The following is a 627-nucleotide window of genomic DNA, read 5'->3' on the forward strand; positions in this document are numbered from 1 at the left end:
TTGCTCAGCGAGCCGCCCAGCTGCTGGTCGAGGGTCTGGCGCAGGCCGCCGGGGTAGCTGTAGTGCTCCAGGGCCACCTCTTGGGCCTCGCCGCTTTTGCTGGGGTAGGCCAGCGGCAAGGCGGCCTTGCGAAAGTCGTGGTCACGCAGCTCCACCTGGTTGACTGCGGTTTGCACCCCTACGCCGAAGCGGCTGACCACCACCGTGTCGGCCTGCAAGCCTGACGGTGGGTGAAAGCCCACGGCTGGCCCGAGGCGGGGGAAATGCGACTGGTGATCGGCAAACAGTACGCGGTGGCCCAGGCGCGAATGGCTGAAGTGGTAGTGGATGCCGTCTTCCTGGCACAGCCGCTCGATGAACGCCAGGTCGCTCTCGCCGTACTGCACGCAGTAGTCACGGGGTGGGTAAGGCTCTTCGAGGAGGAACTGATAGCTGTCGCTGAACAGCCCATGCTCACTGAGCACCTGGCCGACGATCTGCGCCACCGTGCACTGCTGGAACACCCGGTGGTTATGGCGCAGGTGCAGGCGCGCCAGGCGCGGCTCCAGCCGGGCGTGGTAGTGGGTGAGCCGCGTGCCGATGGCGCCCTGGCGGAAGTGAGTGATGACGCCATGCACACCGGCGCCC

General features: G+C 67.0%; 1 protein-coding gene. It reads right to left on the bottom strand.

Annotated elements, in window-relative coordinates:
- The coding region (gene tssI / locus DM373_RS28420) for a type VI secretion system tip protein TssI/VgrG (RefSeq protein ID WP_157966914.1) at window positions 1-627 on the bottom strand (627 nt) is incomplete at both ends.

The sequence above is a fragment of the Pseudomonas sichuanensis genome, from assembly GCF_003231305.1.
Lineage (GTDB): Bacteria > Pseudomonadota > Gammaproteobacteria > Pseudomonadales > Pseudomonadaceae > Aquipseudomonas > Aquipseudomonas sichuanensis.